Source organism: Salinivibrio sp. IB872, assembly GCF_001995345.1.
GTDB lineage: Bacteria > Pseudomonadota > Gammaproteobacteria > Enterobacterales > Vibrionaceae > Salinivibrio > Salinivibrio proteolyticus.
Window position 1 is genome coordinate 73,834 of sequence record NZ_MUFO01000014.1, and the last position, 17,003, is coordinate 90,836.

At 46.5% G+C, this 17,003-nt stretch carries 17 protein-coding genes; 5 read left to right on the top strand and 12 right to left on the bottom strand.

All coding sequences use genetic code 11. The annotated features are described in order from the left end of the window. The 8 genes from BZJ18_RS17565 to BZJ18_RS07995 form a co-directional block, all read right to left on the bottom strand. A partial coding sequence (locus BZJ18_RS17565; protein ID WP_241824935.1) for an ATP-binding cassette domain-containing protein occupies positions 1 to 834 on the bottom strand: 834 nt, incomplete at its 3' end. A 23-nt stretch (positions 835 to 857) separates the two neighbouring features. Beyond that, positions 858 to 1,277 carry a D-ribose pyranase gene (rbsD, locus tag BZJ18_RS07965; protein ID WP_077456018.1) on the bottom strand — a complete coding sequence of 140 codons (420 nt, stop codon included), beginning with the start codon at positions 1,275 to 1,277 and terminating at the stop codon, positions 858 to 860. 367 nt (positions 1,278 to 1,644) lie between these two features. After that, entirely contained in the window at positions 1,645 to 1,848 is a 204-nt protein-coding gene (locus BZJ18_RS07970; protein WP_077456019.1) for a hypothetical protein, read from the bottom strand. 47 nt (positions 1,849 to 1,895) lie between these two features. Continuing rightward, entirely contained in the window at positions 1,896 to 2,297 is a 402-nt protein-coding gene (locus tag BZJ18_RS07975; protein ID WP_198532216.1) for an META domain-containing protein, read from the bottom strand. A 481-nt stretch (positions 2,298 to 2,778) separates the two neighbouring features. Further along, on the bottom strand, positions 2,779 to 3,654 hold the full coding sequence (galU, locus tag BZJ18_RS07980; RefSeq protein WP_077456021.1) for a UTP--glucose-1-phosphate uridylyltransferase GalU: 876 nt from the start codon (positions 3,652 to 3,654) through the stop codon (positions 2,779 to 2,781). 111 nt (positions 3,655 to 3,765) lie between these two features. Continuing rightward, positions 3,766 to 5,916, bottom strand: a complete 2,151-nt coding sequence (locus BZJ18_RS07985) for a polysaccharide biosynthesis tyrosine autokinase (protein ID WP_077456022.1) — start codon at positions 5,914 to 5,916, stop codon at positions 3,766 to 3,768. Positions 5,917 to 5,986: 70 nt separating this feature from the next. Beyond that, positions 5,987 to 6,421: an arsenate reductase/protein-tyrosine-phosphatase family protein gene (locus BZJ18_RS07990; protein WP_077456023.1), complete on the bottom strand. Its 435-nt coding sequence runs from the start codon at positions 6,419 to 6,421 to the stop codon at positions 5,987 to 5,989. A gap of 11 nt (positions 6,422 to 6,432) precedes the next feature. Then, positions 6,433 to 7,584: a polysaccharide export protein gene (locus tag BZJ18_RS07995; RefSeq protein ID WP_371414225.1), complete on the bottom strand. Its 1,152-nt coding sequence runs from the start codon at positions 7,582 to 7,584 to the stop codon at positions 6,433 to 6,435. Positions 7,585 to 7,979: 395 nt separating this feature from the next. Between BZJ18_RS07995 and BZJ18_RS17275 the strand changes: the two genes are divergently transcribed. The 5 genes from BZJ18_RS17275 (at position 7,980) to BZJ18_RS08020 (ending at position 13,413) form a co-directional block, all read left to right on the top strand. Beyond that, on the top strand, positions 7,980 to 8,315 hold the full coding sequence (locus tag BZJ18_RS17275) for a hypothetical protein (protein WP_077456025.1): 336 nt from the start codon (positions 7,980 to 7,982) through the stop codon (positions 8,313 to 8,315). A 70-nt stretch (positions 8,316 to 8,385) separates the two neighbouring features. Further along, positions 8,386 to 9,066 (top strand): YjbF family lipoprotein, encoded by a 681-nt coding sequence (locus tag BZJ18_RS08005; RefSeq protein ID WP_077456026.1) that lies wholly within the window; start codon positions 8,386 to 8,388, stop codon positions 9,064 to 9,066. Between the two features lie 91 nt (positions 9,067 to 9,157). Next, on the top strand, positions 9,158 to 9,889 hold the full coding sequence (locus BZJ18_RS08010) for a capsule biosynthesis GfcC family protein (protein ID WP_158011267.1): 732 nt from the start codon (positions 9,158 to 9,160) through the stop codon (positions 9,887 to 9,889). Beyond that, positions 9,886 to 12,054 (top strand): YjbH domain-containing protein, encoded by a 2,169-nt coding sequence (locus tag BZJ18_RS08015; RefSeq protein ID WP_077456028.1) that lies wholly within the window; start codon positions 9,886 to 9,888, stop codon positions 12,052 to 12,054. The genes BZJ18_RS08010 and BZJ18_RS08015 overlap by 4 nt, the downstream gene beginning before the upstream one ends. Before the next feature lie 345 nt (positions 12,055 to 12,399). After that, positions 12,400 to 13,413: a sugar transferase gene (locus tag BZJ18_RS08020; RefSeq protein WP_077456029.1), complete on the top strand. Its 1,014-nt coding sequence runs from the start codon at positions 12,400 to 12,402 to the stop codon at positions 13,411 to 13,413. A 60-nt stretch (positions 13,414 to 13,473) separates the two neighbouring features. On the opposite strand, the gene BZJ18_RS08025 is transcribed toward BZJ18_RS08020, so the two are convergent. From BZJ18_RS08025 to BZJ18_RS17785, 4 genes are all read right to left on the bottom strand, one after another. Then, positions 13,474 to 14,475 carry an NAD-dependent epimerase gene (locus tag BZJ18_RS08025; RefSeq protein ID WP_077456030.1) on the bottom strand — a complete coding sequence of 334 codons (1,002 nt, stop codon included), beginning with the start codon at positions 14,473 to 14,475 and terminating at the stop codon, positions 13,474 to 13,476. 170 nt (positions 14,476 to 14,645) lie between these two features. After that, positions 14,646 to 15,455, bottom strand: coding sequence for a glycosyltransferase (locus tag BZJ18_RS08030; protein ID WP_077456031.1), 810 nt, complete (start codon positions 15,453 to 15,455; stop codon positions 14,646 to 14,648). Then, positions 15,452 to 16,579: a glycosyltransferase gene (locus BZJ18_RS08035; protein ID WP_077456032.1), complete on the bottom strand. Its 1,128-nt coding sequence runs from the start codon at positions 16,577 to 16,579 to the stop codon at positions 15,452 to 15,454. The genes BZJ18_RS08030 and BZJ18_RS08035 overlap by 4 nt, the downstream gene beginning before the upstream one ends. 5 nt (positions 16,580 to 16,584) lie before the next feature. Continuing rightward, positions 16,585 to 16,962, bottom strand: coding sequence for an EpsG family protein (locus BZJ18_RS17785; protein ID WP_077456033.1), 378 nt, complete (start codon positions 16,960 to 16,962; stop codon positions 16,585 to 16,587). Positions 16,963 to 17,003: the final 41 nt, after the last annotated feature.

Here is a 17,003-nt window from a genome sequence, read left to right on the forward strand (position 1 = left end):
GCGGTGTAGCTGAAAACTCACCTCTGCCACCCCGTGACCGCTGACATTTTCCACCTCAAGGCTTATCCCATCAGGGGTGACATCGCTTCGCGGGTATTGTTCGGCGAGTTTGCGGCCCACCATCATTTCAATCAGGCCGTCTTCATCGGTATCACTCACGGGACACTCACCAATAAACTTGCCGTCGCGTAACACAGTGATCCGATCGCAAATCTCAAAAATTTCTTTTAGTCGATGAGAGATATAAACAATGCCGCAGCCTTGTGCTCGCAGCTCGTTGATCACCGCAAACAGCGAGGCGGTTTCCGTGTCGGTCAAGGCATCGGTCGGTTCGTCCATAATGATCACCTGCGACTCAAACGACAGCGCTTTGGCAATTTCCACCATTTGCTGCTCGCCCAAGCTCAAGCTGCCAAGTGGCACAGTGCTGCGGGCTTTCACATTTAAACGTGCCAACAGCTTATCGGCCTCTTCCACCATCTTGGTCCAGTCAATCTTGCCAAACCGGTTAGTAAACTCGCGGCCCAAAAAAATGTTCTCTGCAATGGTCAGCTCTGGGATCAAATTGAGCTCTTGGTGAATAATACTGATCCCCGCGTGCTGCGAATCACGCGGACCTTTAAAAGAGACCGGCTCACCTTGATAGTTCACATCGCCACTGTCGGCGTAATAAATCCCGGTGAGGACCTTCATCAAGGTGGACTTGCCCGCGCCGTTCTCGCCGAGTAGCGCCATTACCTCACCGGGATAGACATTTAAGCTCGCCTCATCGAGGGCACGCACCCCGGGAAAGGTTTTTACGACTTGGCGGAGTTGTAAGATAGGTTGCGTCATTGTGGTTACTCGCTTAGGCCCACCTAAAAGGTGACACCGGCTTGGAAAATAACATTGGCATAAGGCGTACACTCTCCGGTGCGCACCACCGCTTTACTCTGCACCGTGCGTGCTTTAAACGCCTCGTGACTGATCGTGGTCACAGTGATCGGCTGCTGACGCGCAGTACTCTCTTGCTCTAGTCGCGCAAGCAAGGCTTGGTGCAGCGCTGGGCTAACTGCTGCAAGCTCTTCCGCAATCACCACCGACTCAATGCAGGTGTGAGTTAACACCGCCTCGACCGTCTGCATAAAGCTCGGCACCCCTTGGGTCAGCGCCAAATCAATACGCGACACCGAGTTGGGGATCGGCAGCCCCGCATCACACACCGTCAATTCATCGGTGTGTCCAATTTGGGTTACGAGCCGTGCCAGCTCTGGATGGAGCAAACCATGCTTATTCATTCATCACCTTCTCACTCACGATGGACTTAATCAGCGCTCACTGTGCGCTGGCACGTTTTCTTATGATCAGCGTTTTCCCTCAGGAAAAACACCATCGAAACGTTTCGATATGGGCGAATAATGCAGATGAAAGAAAAGTTTCACCATCTGTAAACATCACAGATGTGAGAAAGATCGACTATTGATATTGGAGTCATTAGCAAAGGGAGAGGTAAATCACACAGCCTGTGTTGGCAGTACAGTTTTGCGCGTTGCGGAAAAAGTGAGGTGCCTGTCCCGAGAATATCTTGCGCCCAATAAACGATGGATGAGAGTTAATGAAAAGCAGAAAAAGTGCCTGTCCCGTTAATTTATTAATTTAATTTAGTTAATTATCGTGTCCGGCACCTTTGTCTGCTTCCTGTGATTCACTCGGCACCGCTTGGCAAAATGTGCACTCATCATTATCCACCGAGGCGCCACCCGACTCCACGTAGCGAATACGATGACTCGCTTTGCTCCGGTTAGCCGATACCGCAAACCGCCGCTGGTCACGCTCGGGGACGATGTTTTTAGTAGGCCTATCAGTCATTATTTACCTCATTCGCCCACCATCAGAAGCCGGTGAACCGTCTTAAACTAGCGTGCCAAGATGCGAATGTTGTCTCCGCTCAGTATCAGTGCACCTGTGCCATCAATATCAAAAGAGTGAACACTTTGCAGTGTATCTAGGAAGTGATTTTCTTGCGTCATCAACGCATCGGAGCATGCCATCATCGTAGAAGCAGCTTGCTCAACCTTGATCGCGCGATTATCAATCGAATAGCCTGCAAAATACCGATTACAACTGGCTATACCGGCTACTCGCCCTTCATTGTTAAAATCTAGCGTAATACGTGAGTTGTCGATGATACCTTGGTTGTTTAGATCCTCTACTACCCATGTCTTGCTTATCAATGTATCAACAACGTCTGAGGTGGGTTGACTCACGCAACCGGTAATCATCATCGCTACCAATGCTGGTAGTAAAAGCTTAGTCATCATTGCCCCCTTATCATTACACTCTATCACGCCAAGGCGTCGTTAAAATTGCCAATCTCTCAACGCTAGTATAAGACCACTAAACGGAAAGATAGCCAAGATAAAACCACAGTTTCGAGTGATATGCGACTTTTATAAAAGTGCCTGTCCCCATAAGCGCCATAAAAGTATCTGTCCCTATAAACGCAATAAACATTAAACGAAAAAGCGACGAAAGAGTGTCTGTCCTCATAAAATGACTTTTATAAAAGTGCCTGTCCCCATAAGCGCCTCCTAATCGGAAAGATAGCCAAGATAAAACCACAATTTCGAGTGATATGCGACATTTATAAAATGTGTCTGTCCCCATATGCGCCATATGCGTGTGTCCCCATAAGCGGTCATAAAAGTGTCTGTCCTCATAAAATGTGTGTCCTCATAAAATGAGCATGAAAAAGGCGCCATTAAGGCGCCATAATCGGTCAATTGAAAAGGTCTTGCGTTACGCGGGGACAGGTGTCTCTTGGCGTTGCTCAGCGCTTTCGGTTGGCTTACCAAGATATACATGCTGATACGCGTAATTTGTGGCTTCAATGTAGCCTTCAACCGAACCACAATCGAATCGCTCGCCCTCAAATTCATACGCAAGCACACAGCCGCGTTTCGCTTGTTCGAGTAAGGCGTCAGTGATTTGGATTTCGCCACCTTTGCCTGGCTGCGTGTTTTCCAAAATCTCAAAAATATCCGGCGTCAGAATATAGCGACCTATGATTGCCATATTACTCGGTGCCTCTTCTGGCGCGGGTTTTTCGACCATGTTGTCCACCCGGAACAAACCTGATTCTAACTTGCTGCCGCTAATTACCCCGTACTTATGCGTCTCAGTTTCGGGAACACGTTGCACCGCCACAATCGAGCAACGATAGTGGTTGTATAGCTCCACCATTTGCTTAAGCACAGTGTCACCACCAAGATTCAAGCAAAGGTCGTCAGCAAGAACGACGGCGAACGGATTGTCCCCCACCAACTGTTTGCCCGTGAGAATCGCGTGGCCTAACCCTTTCATTTCGTTTTGGCGAATATAGGTGTATGAAGCAGATTGGATCAGCGCACGCACGTCTGTCAGCAAGGCTTCTTTTTTGGTGCCGCTGATTTGATGCTCGAGTTCGTAGTTTTTATCGAAATGATCCATCAAGGCATGCTTGCCGCGACCAGTCACAATGCCCATATGTTTTACGCCAGCTTGAATGGCTTCATCAACGCCGTATTCAATCAAAGGCTTATTCACAATCGGCATCATTTCTTTAGGCATAGATTTGGTGGCCGGTAAAAAACGCGTGCCATAGCCTGCTGCAGGGAATAAGCAGTGCTTGATCATGTTCGCTCCTAGCTGTCTAACATTTGTTATTGTTCGGAATCGTTCAGTGTTCCGTTAGAAAAAAAACAGGCAATGCATCAACACATTGCCTGCTGCATAGAGAGGGGTAACTTACTGATAGCTGTAGTTGTAGTAGCCGTAGTTCCCACCGTAGGTGCTTGCGGCTTTACGCACGACCCCATTGAGTACGAAGCCTTTTACGTTTACGCCGGCTTGCTCAAAACGCTGTTTAGTGACTTCAATTTCTTTAATCGGGTTCACACTAAAGCGTCCCACCAGCAAGGTTGTTCCCGCGTGAGCACCAACAATCGCGGCATCTGTCACCGCCAATACCGGCGGTGTATCAACAATCACAATGTCATAGTGCGAACTTGCCCAATCGAGCAGCTCTTTAAAACGCGGATGCATCAGTAGTTCTGACGGGTTCGGCGGCACCTGACCACGCGTCATCACATCCAAGTTTTCTAGGATCTGCTTTTGCACAACGCCGTCAATATCGAGCTTGCCAGCTAGATAGTCGGAAAGTCCGTTGTCTGCCTTTTTACTAAACTGCTGATGCAAGAAGCCTTTGCGCATATCCGCATCAATCACCAGCACGCGCTGTCCGCTTTTCGCCAACACACCCGCCATATTGGCAGAAACAAACGACTTACCGATGCCGGGACTTGGTCCCGAGAACATCAAGATATTGTTTGAGGCTTCCATCATCGCAAAATGCAAGCTGGTTCGCAGACCACGCAATGCCTCAATAGACAAGTCCGCCGGATTCGCGGAAGCAAGCAAGCTTTCACCGGCTGTATGCAGCGCCTTTTTCTGGCGTTTCTTTTCTATCTCTTGCTGGGTTTCGGAAAGTGGTACACTGGCATAGACGGGCAAGCCAATGGCTTCAACATCGTCTGGGTTTTCAACACCACGATGGAACGCCGCTTTTAATAGCACCACACCAACACCGATCATACCGCCAAGCAAGGTTGCAATCACAGCAATAAGCGGCTTTTTCGGTTTAACCGGCAGCTCAAAGGTTTGCGCATCGTCAATAATACGCACGTTACCAACGGTACTCGCCTTCATGATGTTGAGCTCTTGCACCTTGTTTAAAAGCTGCACGTAAATGGCTTGATTCACCTCAACATCACGAGTCAGACGTAAAATTTCACGCTGCGTTTTGGGAAGCTTTTGTGTTTGGGCTTCAACACGCTTTTTCTCGCCCAGCAAGGTTTGACGCTTATCCAACAAGGCTAAGTAGGCCGGGTGTTCCTTGGTGAATTTTTGCGCCAACTCGCTTTCTTTGAACGTAAGCTCGTTGAGCTGTTTTTCCACCGACAGCATAGTGTCAAGTGAGGCTTTCGCTTCTAGCGACAAATCAACCGAGTCGTTTTCTTGGCGGAATTTGTTGAGCTTGTTTTCTGCTGTCGTCAGCTCGGCTTTCACCCCAGGCAAATGCCCTTTCAAAAACTCTAAGCTTTTTTCCGCTTCCGCCGCATCACGCTTCACGTTTTGCAWAAAATAGTTTTGCGCAATGTCGCTGAGCACTTTTTCAATCAGGGCTTTATCTTCCCCTTGATAGGAAAGCGTCAAAATACCGGTTTGCTTACCACGCTCACTAACGGACAACTCGTCTTGGATCGCTTTAATGGCGCGCAGACGGCTCATTTTAGACACCGTGAACGAGTCACCTTGGTCAGCGGTAAGCTCAGTAACAAATAGATGAAAATCGTTATTGATTGCCGCTTTGCCCACTTGCCCTTTCAGAACAAGTTCATCATCACTGTTATACAGCGAGTATTGCCCCGGGGCATCAACGGTTAGATGAAAGGGTTGCTGCTGATAATCTTGAGGGATCTCGAACCGGCTGATCGCAATCTGATTTTGGTCGCCAGTGAGGCGTGCCATCCCCTTGCCTACCAAAGGAAAATAGTCCGGCGACGCCACAGTGGTAAGATTAAACTTATCGACCGTTTGGCCTAACACCATGCGTGAGCGGATCAGCTCAATTTCAGTACTCGCCGAGCTGTCGGTGGCAAACAAACCACTCGCCCCTTCACCGAGTAGCGACGACATGCCACCCTCTTTTTGCTCGACTTGGATCAATGCATCTGCTTTGTAGATTGGAGTCGCTAAGATCGCGAACGCCACTCCCACCACAGCAAACAACAAGGTACAGGCAACAATTATCCATTTGCCATCAATCAAATGGCCAAGCAGTTTACTTAGATCAATCTCATCGTCTGATGACGCTGTATTTTTTATATTTTGGTTCATTTTATGCTCTTGGGTCCTCTAAGGCACTCACTTTCCCGTTATGACCACTGCAGCAACGCAGAGGGCCCGGTTAACGCAGTACATCACACCATTTTTGTGCCGCTTGGGCGATCAAATCGTACGCATAATCAAACGCCTCATCGCTTTGGCGATAAGGGTCTGGAATATCTTTCGTTTGCGTCAGGTAGTGACCAAATAGCATGGTCTTCCCTCGGGCTTCGGGGGCTATGCGACACACGTCTTCTTTGTGCTTCGATTCCATCASCAGGATCAAATCATATTCATGGCACATCGATGCGGTCAGCTGTCGAGCTTCGTGACCGCCTAAATCTACTCCATGCTTGGCAGCAATACGTGATGCCTGTTCGTTGGCCGGTTTGCCAACTAAWGCACCGACACCCGCAGAATCAATGGTTTTAGTCGGTAAGCCTTGGCGTAATAGCCGCTCTCCAGTTGGAGAGCGGCAGATGTTACCAACACACACGACAAGAATCTTATTAAACATGACGTACTCGCTTATCGTGGCCAAGTATCGACACGAAGCGCACCTTCGGTCAGCTCATTAAAGCCAGAGATAGTTGGCAGCAGTGAACGGATGACACGGTTCCAACGCGCAATCGGGGCGGCGGTTACATAAACCACATCATACGGCTGTAAATCAAATTCAGTGCCGACCGCCAAGGCAGTCGCATCTTTAACATTCAACTGGAACACATCCGCAACGGGCTCAGATTTGTCGTAACGTGGGCTGTTTGGCGTCTGACGAGCTGTACTACGAATCACAAAAATACCAGTTGCATCGGCTTCTAGCTCGTCTATGCCACCCACAGAGGTTAAGGCTTCAGTCAAGCTCATGCCGGTACGATCAATCTTCAGCATTTTCGGATCGTTCACTTCTCCAAGCACAAAGACTTTCTGGCCATCATTACGAGGGATGTGCAAGATATCACCGTCTTTGAGTAAGCGGTTTTGGGTTAAGTCGCCTTTTTGCATTAATGCATACAAAGACACACTTTCTTCTTCGCCGCGTTTGGTCAAGGTGACATTGCGCCAATCTGCAAACTCGGTGATCCCACCAGCTCGGTTGACCGCATCCAAAATGGTGGTTGGAATATTCGTGATCGCTTGATAGCCCGGCTTTTTCACTTCACCCGTGATATAAGATTTTTGCGAGCGAAACGCCGCCACGTTGACATCAACTTGCGGTTTTTCAATATAAGTCGCCAAACGCTTAGCAATATCATCGCGCACTTCTTGTACCGTTTTACCCGCGACGGCAACTTGACCGATGTATGGATAGAAAATGGTGCCATCAGCGTGTACCCAGTTACCCGCTTCAGCCGAGCTACGGTAAGAGCCGGCTGGAATGGTCAGCTCAGGGTGATCCCAAATAGTGACATTCAGGACATCACCGGGACCAATGCGATATTCATAGTTTTGAATTTGTGAATCCAGTTCAGGGTTCACCTGCGCCAGCGCGCGAGCACGCTGGCTATTAAGCTGCTTGATATAAGACGGAGTCAGTGGATAGATATTTACCTGAGTAGATAAATCCTCAGCGGGCTGGCCCACGATATTTTTATCGCTCGGATCAAAATGAGAACCCGGCATTGTACATCCTGCCAGAGCCAGTGAGCTCATAGCGACAAAACAAATAGGTTTTAGCACAACGTCATCCTAATTTTTGTTGTTTATTCCGCTGAAATACTTTTAATTCAAAGGCTTGTTATTGTTGTCTTCTGGACAAAAATGCTTTTCACACGCATTTGCAGAGTCAAACTGAACAATAAATAGCCAATTTTTTGGACAAAAAGTGGTACTGGGTCTATGCCCAGTGATGTCAGAATGCGGATAATACAGACATTAGTGAATGAAATAAACCCCACCAGATTTCATCTCAAAGCCCGACCGCAAGATATAATACTGCTGTAACTTATCGATATTTATGGCAGAATGCGCAAAAGACGTAGACTTTGCATTTACAAGCTAAAGTTAAATCGTTAGGTTAATGCTCTGTCTGCATTAGTAGACGTTGTTTAAGCAAATCTTCCATGGAGAGAATTATGAAAAAAGTAGCAACGGGCATTATTGCCATGCTGTTTGCTGCAAGCGCCATGGCTGCCGGTGAAGCGTCAAGCTCAACCGCAGCAGGTAGCAGCAGTGCTAGCGCAAGCGGTGCTGCCACTTCAGCAAGCGCAGGCACAGCCGGTACTGCTGGCGCTGCAGGAGCAGGCGCGGCAGGTGCTGCAGGTGCAGGTTCAGCTGCATTTGGTGGTCTAGGCATCGGTGCAGTCGCAGCTGGTACCGCCGCTGTAGCAGCAGTCGGTTCAGTGGTTGCAGCAGCGGGCGACAGCGGTACTACTGGTACCACTGGCACCACAACGACTGTTTCTCAGTAATCGTGATGCTCAACCCAACAGCCGCTTTCGGGCGGCTGTTTTTTGCTTAAACCTCGACGTATCTACCCACATGACACACTTCAAGCTTTTTTTCTCCACGTTACTTTTTCTCACGCTTAGCGGCTGTACACAGCAAGCCAGCAACTTAGCCGACACTTATAGCCTGCTATACAAAGGCTTCCCAGACGCGCAATACAGCCAAGAAGAGATCCAAGCCTTGCCCTATGCCAGTATCTATGCACGCTTAGGAGATGGCCCACGCGGTTTTTTGGTCTTAGCCTACGCTGAGCCCTTCTCGCACAACCAAACCGCGTTAAAATGGATGTCTGCCGACAGCGAGGTGATTGAAACTGTCTCTGGTCGTATTGTTAAAACATTAAAACTTCCTGGGACCAATTTAGCCAAGCTCGACAGTGACACACCCGACCCACTCGCGCTCGGTCTGCTTAACCCGACGACGCCTGCTAACTGGCAATTTCGCATCGACTTTGTCCCCGGTTATCATTTCGGCTACAACGCATCGAGCACCTTTGAAAACAAAGGCGCGGACCAAGTAGCCATTAATGGCATCATGCGTGATGCTGTTTTCTTTGAAGAAACCGTCACTATCGCCGCACTGGATCACACTTACACCAATCAGTATTGGCTTGCGCCAACCTCAGGAAAAGTGCTCAAAACCATTCAGTTCCCCGCTCCCAATATGGACGCGATAAGCATCAGCTTCCTAAAAGCGTATCAGGGGGCGCAATAAAATGACGAATCAGTCAATGACATTAGACTTTTTTAAAACCTCGTCTCACCCCATCATTCGGTGTTTTTTTAATCTCGTGCTCTTGAGCAGTATGGCCGTTGGGTTGATATTGTCACCACAGGCGATCGCACAGCCTGCCCCGCTGCAACATCAAATCACCGTTGGCGATCAGACCATCGACTACGACACGCCGCCACGACTCAGCGATGCGGTGATGGAAGCGCTCAAACGCACTCAAACCAACATCGCCGATGTTTACTGGCCCGGCGCGGGCTTGTACGACATTACCCTACCTAGCCGCCTCGCACTAACAGCGATGGCTGCCGCTGAGAACCAAGTGATCATCCAAACCGGCCAGCCCCAGCAACGCTGGCGACAACTGGTCCGCACGCTGAAAACATTTACCGTGGAGCGTCGTGCCAAAGTCTCACTCGACCCTGATCTCACGCGCGTCGACATCAGTAAAAACCCGCGTTTAGATGGCCAGTGGCGACTCGTCTTTCCTCAGCGTCCCGATCATGTATGGGTATTGGGTAACGTCGCGGCTCCCGGTCAATACCCTTGGAAAGTGCGACAAGGTGCGGCTGATTATCTCGATCACGCCAATGCCAATACACTGGGCAAATCTTACGCTTGGGTGGTACAACCTGATGGCGCGATTGAAAAACACGCTATCGCATATTGGAATGCATCACACCAAGATATTGCGCCGGGTGCGGTGGTCTACCTGCCCCTGCCAGTAAAAGGACTGGCGTCCTATCCTGACACGGTTGATGCCAATCAACTTGTTCTCGACTATCTCAGTAACAGGCTTCCAGAATGAAAACCGCTGTATTTACCCATTCTGCTCTAGCAGCCGCATTGATCTGTGCATATTCCGCGCATGCAGACAGTTTTTCGTATCCCAGTCTTTCGTATTCACAAACAGACTTTGGCGGTGTTGGCTTAATGCAAATGCCCTCGGCTCGTACCGCGCCCGAGGGGGGGTTTAGCCTAGGCACCACCTACAACGAAGATTACCTGCACTATCATGCGTCACTGCAACTGTTTCCTTGGCTAGAAACGACCATTCGCTATAGCCAAGTGCACGATGTGCTGTATAGCCCCAACCCCGACTTTAGCGACGACAATAGCTATACCGATAAAAGTATCGATGCCAAGCTCACTTTGCTGAACGAAAGCTACTGGCTGCCTGAACTAGCAGTTGGGGTGCGTGACTTAGGCGGTACCGGCTTATTTGACGGCGAATACATCGTGGGCTCCAAACGCGCCGGCCCCTTTGACTTTACCCTGGGAGTGGGTTGGGGATATTTAGGCAACCGTGCCAACCTACGCGGCGATAAAACCCTTGGCAACGATTGCGATCGTAATACCGGTTATACGGGGACTGGCGGCAACGTCGACCTTGATCGTATGTTTACAGGCTGTGTGGCACTGTTTGGCGGCGTAGAATATCAAACTCCTTTTGCCCCCCTGTCGCTCAAGCTTGAATACGATGGCAATGACTATCGCTCAGATTTTCCAACCTCTAGAGAAGGCGTATCACTGCCAGCCGACTCGCCATGGAATGTAGGCTTGGTCTATCAGCTTGCGCCTTGGGCCGATATGCGCCTTAGCTATGAACGTGGGAATACGTTCACCGCAGGACTAACGCTGATGAATAACTTCAGTGAAGCGGATCCTTTTTGGCTTGACGACCCGATAGCAACTTACAACCCAAACGCGACAACCCGTGAGTTAAGCGAGGCCGAATGGCAGCAGTTAAGTGAGCAGCTCGCGAAAAATGCCGGTTACACCGACAATCGCGTTTATTACGATGGTGAACAAATTACCGTCGCTGGCGAGCAAAATAAGTACCGAGATCGCAGTGAAGCCCATGATCGTGCGGCACGCTTACTGGCGAATACCGGCCTTGATGCCACCCGCTATAAGCTGATTGAAACCAAAAATCGCCAACCCATGACAGAAACCATCATTGATGCCGACCGTTACGCGCAAATCGCGAGCTACGATTACGTCGGCGCCGACATCAAGGATGCGACTGGAACTATCGCTGCACGCTCACCACAAGGTGCGCTGATGGGCGATGCCGATGATAATTTCCGCGCCGGCCTTGCGCCTAAACTGCGCCAATCGATTGGTGGGGCGGAAGATTTTTATCTGTATGCTGTCGGGGTACTCGGAACCGCGGAATGGTTTATGAACGATCACATCGTGGCCTCTGGCGAGGTGTACGCCAACCTGTTCGATAACTATGACAAGTTCAATTACACCGTGCCGCCCGATGGTACAGACTTAAAACGAGTCCGCACACTCACCCGCCAGTATATTGATGAGCGCTACCGCATCACCAATTTACAGCTCACCTACTTTGATAAGTTTGGCGCCAATTGGTATACCCAAGCGTACGGCGGCTACCTTGAAGATATGTTTGCCGGTGTGGGTGGCGAAGTCCTTTATCGCCCTTACAACAGTAACTTTGCGCTAGGGGTAGACATTAACTATGTGAAACAGCGTGATCCAAGCTCCGTATTTGGCTTGTTTAGCCAAGAGCGTCAGTACAGTGACGAAGACCAACGCTATTACCGCGTTCAAACCGGCACTACGACCGGCCATGCGACCTTATATTGGCGAGAGCCACTTGGCCTGTTTGAAGGCACTATGGCGAAAGTAAGTGCGGGGCGCTACCTCACCGATGATATTGGTGTCACGTTTGATGCCTCCAAACAGTTTGATAGCGGGATCATTGCTGGCGTATTTGCAACCAAAACTGATCTTTCTGCCGAAGAGTTTGGCGAAGGTAGCTTTACCAAAGGCTTTTACATCTCGATTCCGTTCGACTTATTGTCTGTTAAACCCAACACCAGCCGTGCAACCATTTCTTGGCTGCCGCTACAACGCGATGGCGGACAAAAACTGGGCAGAAAATATTCACTTTATGATATGACAGATGCCCGTTCGCCTTGGAGCACTCGCCCTATTCAATAATAAAACCGCCCGCTTTATGCGGGCTTTTTATTATTAACAACATCATTAGTGTTTTGTTTTTGAGAAATTAACAATAATGCTAATAGCTTTTCCGAGGGCGCTTAAATTACCAACAAAAACAATCTATCGTATAGCTTTTAAAAGCGCACTTCGGCTTTATTATATGGTGCTAGTCCTGTAAGATATTGCGCGTTCATTAACATTTAAAAGCTAAGCAGCTCTCCGGTGATAGTAGAAGACGATCACAATTATTATTAGTCTAGCACAGCTCTGACGTAATGCTAACAATACGATAACACTCACAAGGAAAGCTTTTCACTAACACAACTTACTTTGGCTAGTAACATGACCGATACGATTTATCACGAGCCCGAGACCCGTGAACTAACGCCCCAAGAAACACCAACGGCACCAAAAACGGGAACATCTGATTTTATTTATCGCCCTACGACTGATTATAGTCACTGTTCTGTTTTTATCTATTGTCCTCATGAAGACGTTGAGGCCCTCAGCAAAATCTTGAAGCGCCACCCCGACCTCAATGCCTGTATTAACTGTTATGATCTTCGTGACTTCAAAAATAAAATACTGTGTCACTTCAAAAGTGCGTATTTGTCACACGAGCAACAACAGTTTTTAATTGGTGCCACAGAGCTGGGTGCTTGGGTTGAGCCACTGGTTAGCTACTTTGATAGAACGATTGGCTACACGGAAACCGAACTACTTCATAGCGGCTATTTTTTGCACCAAAAAGCATTCTCTATTCTTTCAGAGCGAAAGAATGGTTTACAAAAACGCGCTATCGATCTGTTATTTGCGACTGCAATTGGCCTTCTCGCCTTACCAATTGGCGTGATTACAGCACTACTCATCAAGCTTGAATCCCCAGGCCCTATATTCTTCAAGCAAAAGCGTACCGGCCAGTACAATAAAGAATTTAACGTGATTAAATTTCGCTCTATGCGCAATGATGCTGAAAAAAATGGCGCACAATGGGCGACCAAAAATGACGCACGTGTCACTAAAGTAGGTAAATTTATTAGAAAAACACGTATCGACGAATTACCACAGTTGATTAACGTGTTTAAAGGCGAGATGTCTTTGGTAGGACCACGTCCAGAACGTGAAGTGTTTATTGCAGAGTTAGAGAAGTCAATTCCATACTATCGATTTCGTCATGCTGTAAAGCCGGGTGTCACTGGGGTGGCACAAGTTAAATACCCTTATGGCGCCTCAGTGGAAGATGCGATTTGGAAACACAAATATGATGTCTATTACATCAAGCATCAAACATGGAAAATGGAACTGAAGATCTTAGCACTGACAGTGAAGACAGTTTTATTTGGAATGGGTAGATAACTAATAAAAAAGGGAGGCGAATAGCCTCCTTTTTTTATCTTTAAGATATACGCGCCGATATTATTTATAAAACGCTTTGTACCACTCTACCAATTCAGTCACACCCTGCTCGAGCGAGACTTGCGGTTTATACCCTGTCGCTTTAAATAAGTCTTGTGTATCCGCGTAAGTTTGATAAACATCACCAGGCTGCATTTCACGGAAGTTCTTTTTCGCCTCAATGCCAATAGTACGCTCAATACATTGAACAAATTCCATTAAATTCACCGGCGAGCCATGTCCGATATTATAGACGGCATAAGGCGCAGAGCTAGAAGCTGGCGTGCCTGCTTCAACGGTCCAATCATTGTTGCGTGATGGAATAACATCCGCAATACGCACCACGCCTTCAACAATATCATCTACGTGAGTGAAGTCGCGCCACATATCCCCATTGTTATTAATATCAATGGTTTCACCTTTTAAAATCTTATCGGTAAAAATAAACGGCGCCATGTCTGGTCGACCCCATGCGCCGTATACCGTAAAGAAGCGAAGTCCTGTCGTCGGAATATCGTACAAGTGCGAGTAGCTATGGGACATAAGCTCATTCGACTTTTTCGTTGCCGCATACAAAGAGACGGGGTGGTCTACCGAGTCTGAAGTTTCAAACGGTACCTTTGCATTTAGACCATAGACTGAGCTCGAAGAGGCATAAATGAGATGTTTTACCTTCGTTTGACGACAGCCTTCTAACACGTTCAAGTGCCCCACTAAGTTGGCATCCGCATACGCATGTGGATTTTCAATCGAATAACGCACCCCTGCTTGCGCAGCCAAGTGAATCACCCGATCAAATTGATGCGTCTCGAACAACGCTGCCATTTTCTCGCGGTCGGCAATATCAAGTTGTTCAAAAGTAAAATTTGGGTGCTCGATGCGGGCTAGGCGCGCATGCTTTAACGATACATCGTAGTAGTCATTCAGGCTATCTACACCAATAACATGATGGCCAGCGGCCAAAAGCTTTTCTGCTGTCGCGCTACCAATAAACCCGGCCGCACCAGTGACAAGATATTTCATTGTCAATTCCTTGTTTTTATCTAGCTAATTGATAGCCATTAGTAAAGTGAAGGCTACTATTCAATATAAACAGAAAAACAGTTATACTTTTCGTCTATTATAATAAAACGCGTGAACCCACTTAACATATTCGGCAAGTAATATACCTAGCTACTAAGTAGCCATGATAATCATCTCAGATATTTATACGTAGCACGAACTAAAAATACTGGCACCACGCGCACAGGAATTCTTAAAAGTAACGCTTTGCAATACTCGCAACCAGTCAAAAAACGTAGGCTCCTAAATCTATTAAGAAGTGCTAACTCACTTTTCGCATAAGAAATACCACTACGTCGTTCCAATTGAGCCATTCCAGCACGCATAAGTACCAAAGGCTCCTGAATATTATAAAACTTACTCCCAGTGAGTAACATCCTGACCCATAGGTAATAGTCCTCGAACCACATCATCTTTCTATATCCACCGGCTTTTTCTACCGCTGACTTTTTATACATAACTGCTGGATGATTAATAGGGTTTCGTAATTTTGCATATTGAGCTATGGCGTCATGATATTCAGGAATCTTTCTCGTACCGGTTGCAAGTGAAGGAGCCACATCAAACTCAGTAATCCAAGCACTACAAATATCAACGTCTTCTTGCTGTAAAGTAACTAACTGTTTCTCAAAGCGTTGCGGGAGAGCTATATCGTCAGTATCCATCCGAGCAATTATTTCATTAGAGCAGTATTTCAACCCAATATTTAATGCATCACCCAAACCAACATTTTCTTCCAAAGGTATACATTGTAATATATTACCTAACTTATCTCTCCAGATAGAAATGACATCATCAAGTTCTGGTGTCAACGGACCATCTTTAACCAAAACAATCTCATTAGGTTTAAGAGTTTGCTCATCCCAAACACTACGCATCGCTTGATTCAACCAATCAGCATCTTCTTTGAAATAAACAGACATCAACACTGAGAATTTCATTTATCACCTATTAAGTCTTTATAAATAACCTGATACTTGTGTGACATTTTGGCCGCACTCAGTTCTGTGGCAATTAATTTTAGAGCTGCTTTCTTTTTTTGTGAATAATCTGATTGAATTAATGCCTTGAAAGACTTTAAGAAGTTTTTCTCTTCACCCAAACTGAAAAGGAAACCTACTTCTGGACACATATCATAGATTTCTTTATGTGGTTCAATATCAGATAGTAGAACAGGTAAACCACAAGCCATAGCTTCTAATGCAGCATTAGGTAACCCTTCTGCCACGGAGGCTGAAATATAAAAGTCTGAAGCTTTTAAATATTCCCCCACATTATCTACACCCCCTAAGATTTCTACTCTTTCTATTTCGCTAGCCAACTCTTTACACTCTGACTCTAATGAGCCCCCCCCTATAAAAATAATAGTATGATTATTTTCATTCAATATAAATTTTTTCCATAGCCCAATTAAAAAAAGCGGGTCTTTTCGTTCAGTTAAACCACCTGACACAACCCAAATCTTATTATCCGCTGGCAAATCTAGTTTACTACGTAAAAGAGATTTTTTTTCATCTTCAATGGGCTTATAAGTCAGCGTGTCTACACCGTTTTGAACCATTGAAGTATTTTTTAATTGATAGTTCTTTTCTAAATTGCTTTTTACTGCTTTAGATACTCCAACGACAAGGTCTAGGTGTTTTAAGGCTCGAATCTGCCGCCAAGTCATCCACGCCCCCATAACTCGACCATATGTCATTGAAAAATCGATTTGAGGAAAGTTTCGAATAGTGGATATTGTTGATGCGGATAGCTCTAACCGTGAACTTAGAACATCAGCACGAATACCTTGTGTATGAATCACATCGGGCTTTATTTTAGAAATTATTGCCTTCAACTTACTTTTAGCTAAAAAAACTCCACCTAAACGAGATAAATTCAGAGAATGCATCTCTATACCTAAAGATTCATAATCTGACCAGCGAGAATCGTTAGGCTCAGGAGACAGTGTAATAAGAATAGGTTCGAAGTTATTCGTATCTATATTTGAAATAATATTGAAGAGTTGATTAGTAGGTCCTGACTTTTTAAGCGTACTGACGATATATAGTATTTTCTTCTTCATAAGCCTTAAAAAATTGCGAGTTCGTAAGGAAATCGACCTTCTTTCACGTATAAATTCATATACAATGTTAAGAAAGCATAAAGGATAATGCCTAGTACTGTAACTAACTTCTGTCTACAAACCAAAAGCAAAGTAGGAACAAGAATAACTTCAACAATACCAAAAAAAGTTGCTATTCGTGCAGCAAAGATGCCAAAATCATTAAATGCGATCCTCCATGTCACAGACAAAAAGTAAAACAACATCATTGTATCAAAATATTCTACTCTTTCTCTTAACTGCTTACTGAATAACACAAACAATAACAATAGAACCGTATTTTTTATATTTGTTATATCAAAAAGCTTTACTGATTCTGCATACTTGGAGTCCGCATACCCCATTAGCTTAACTGTTATATAACCTAATTCAGGCTATACAGATA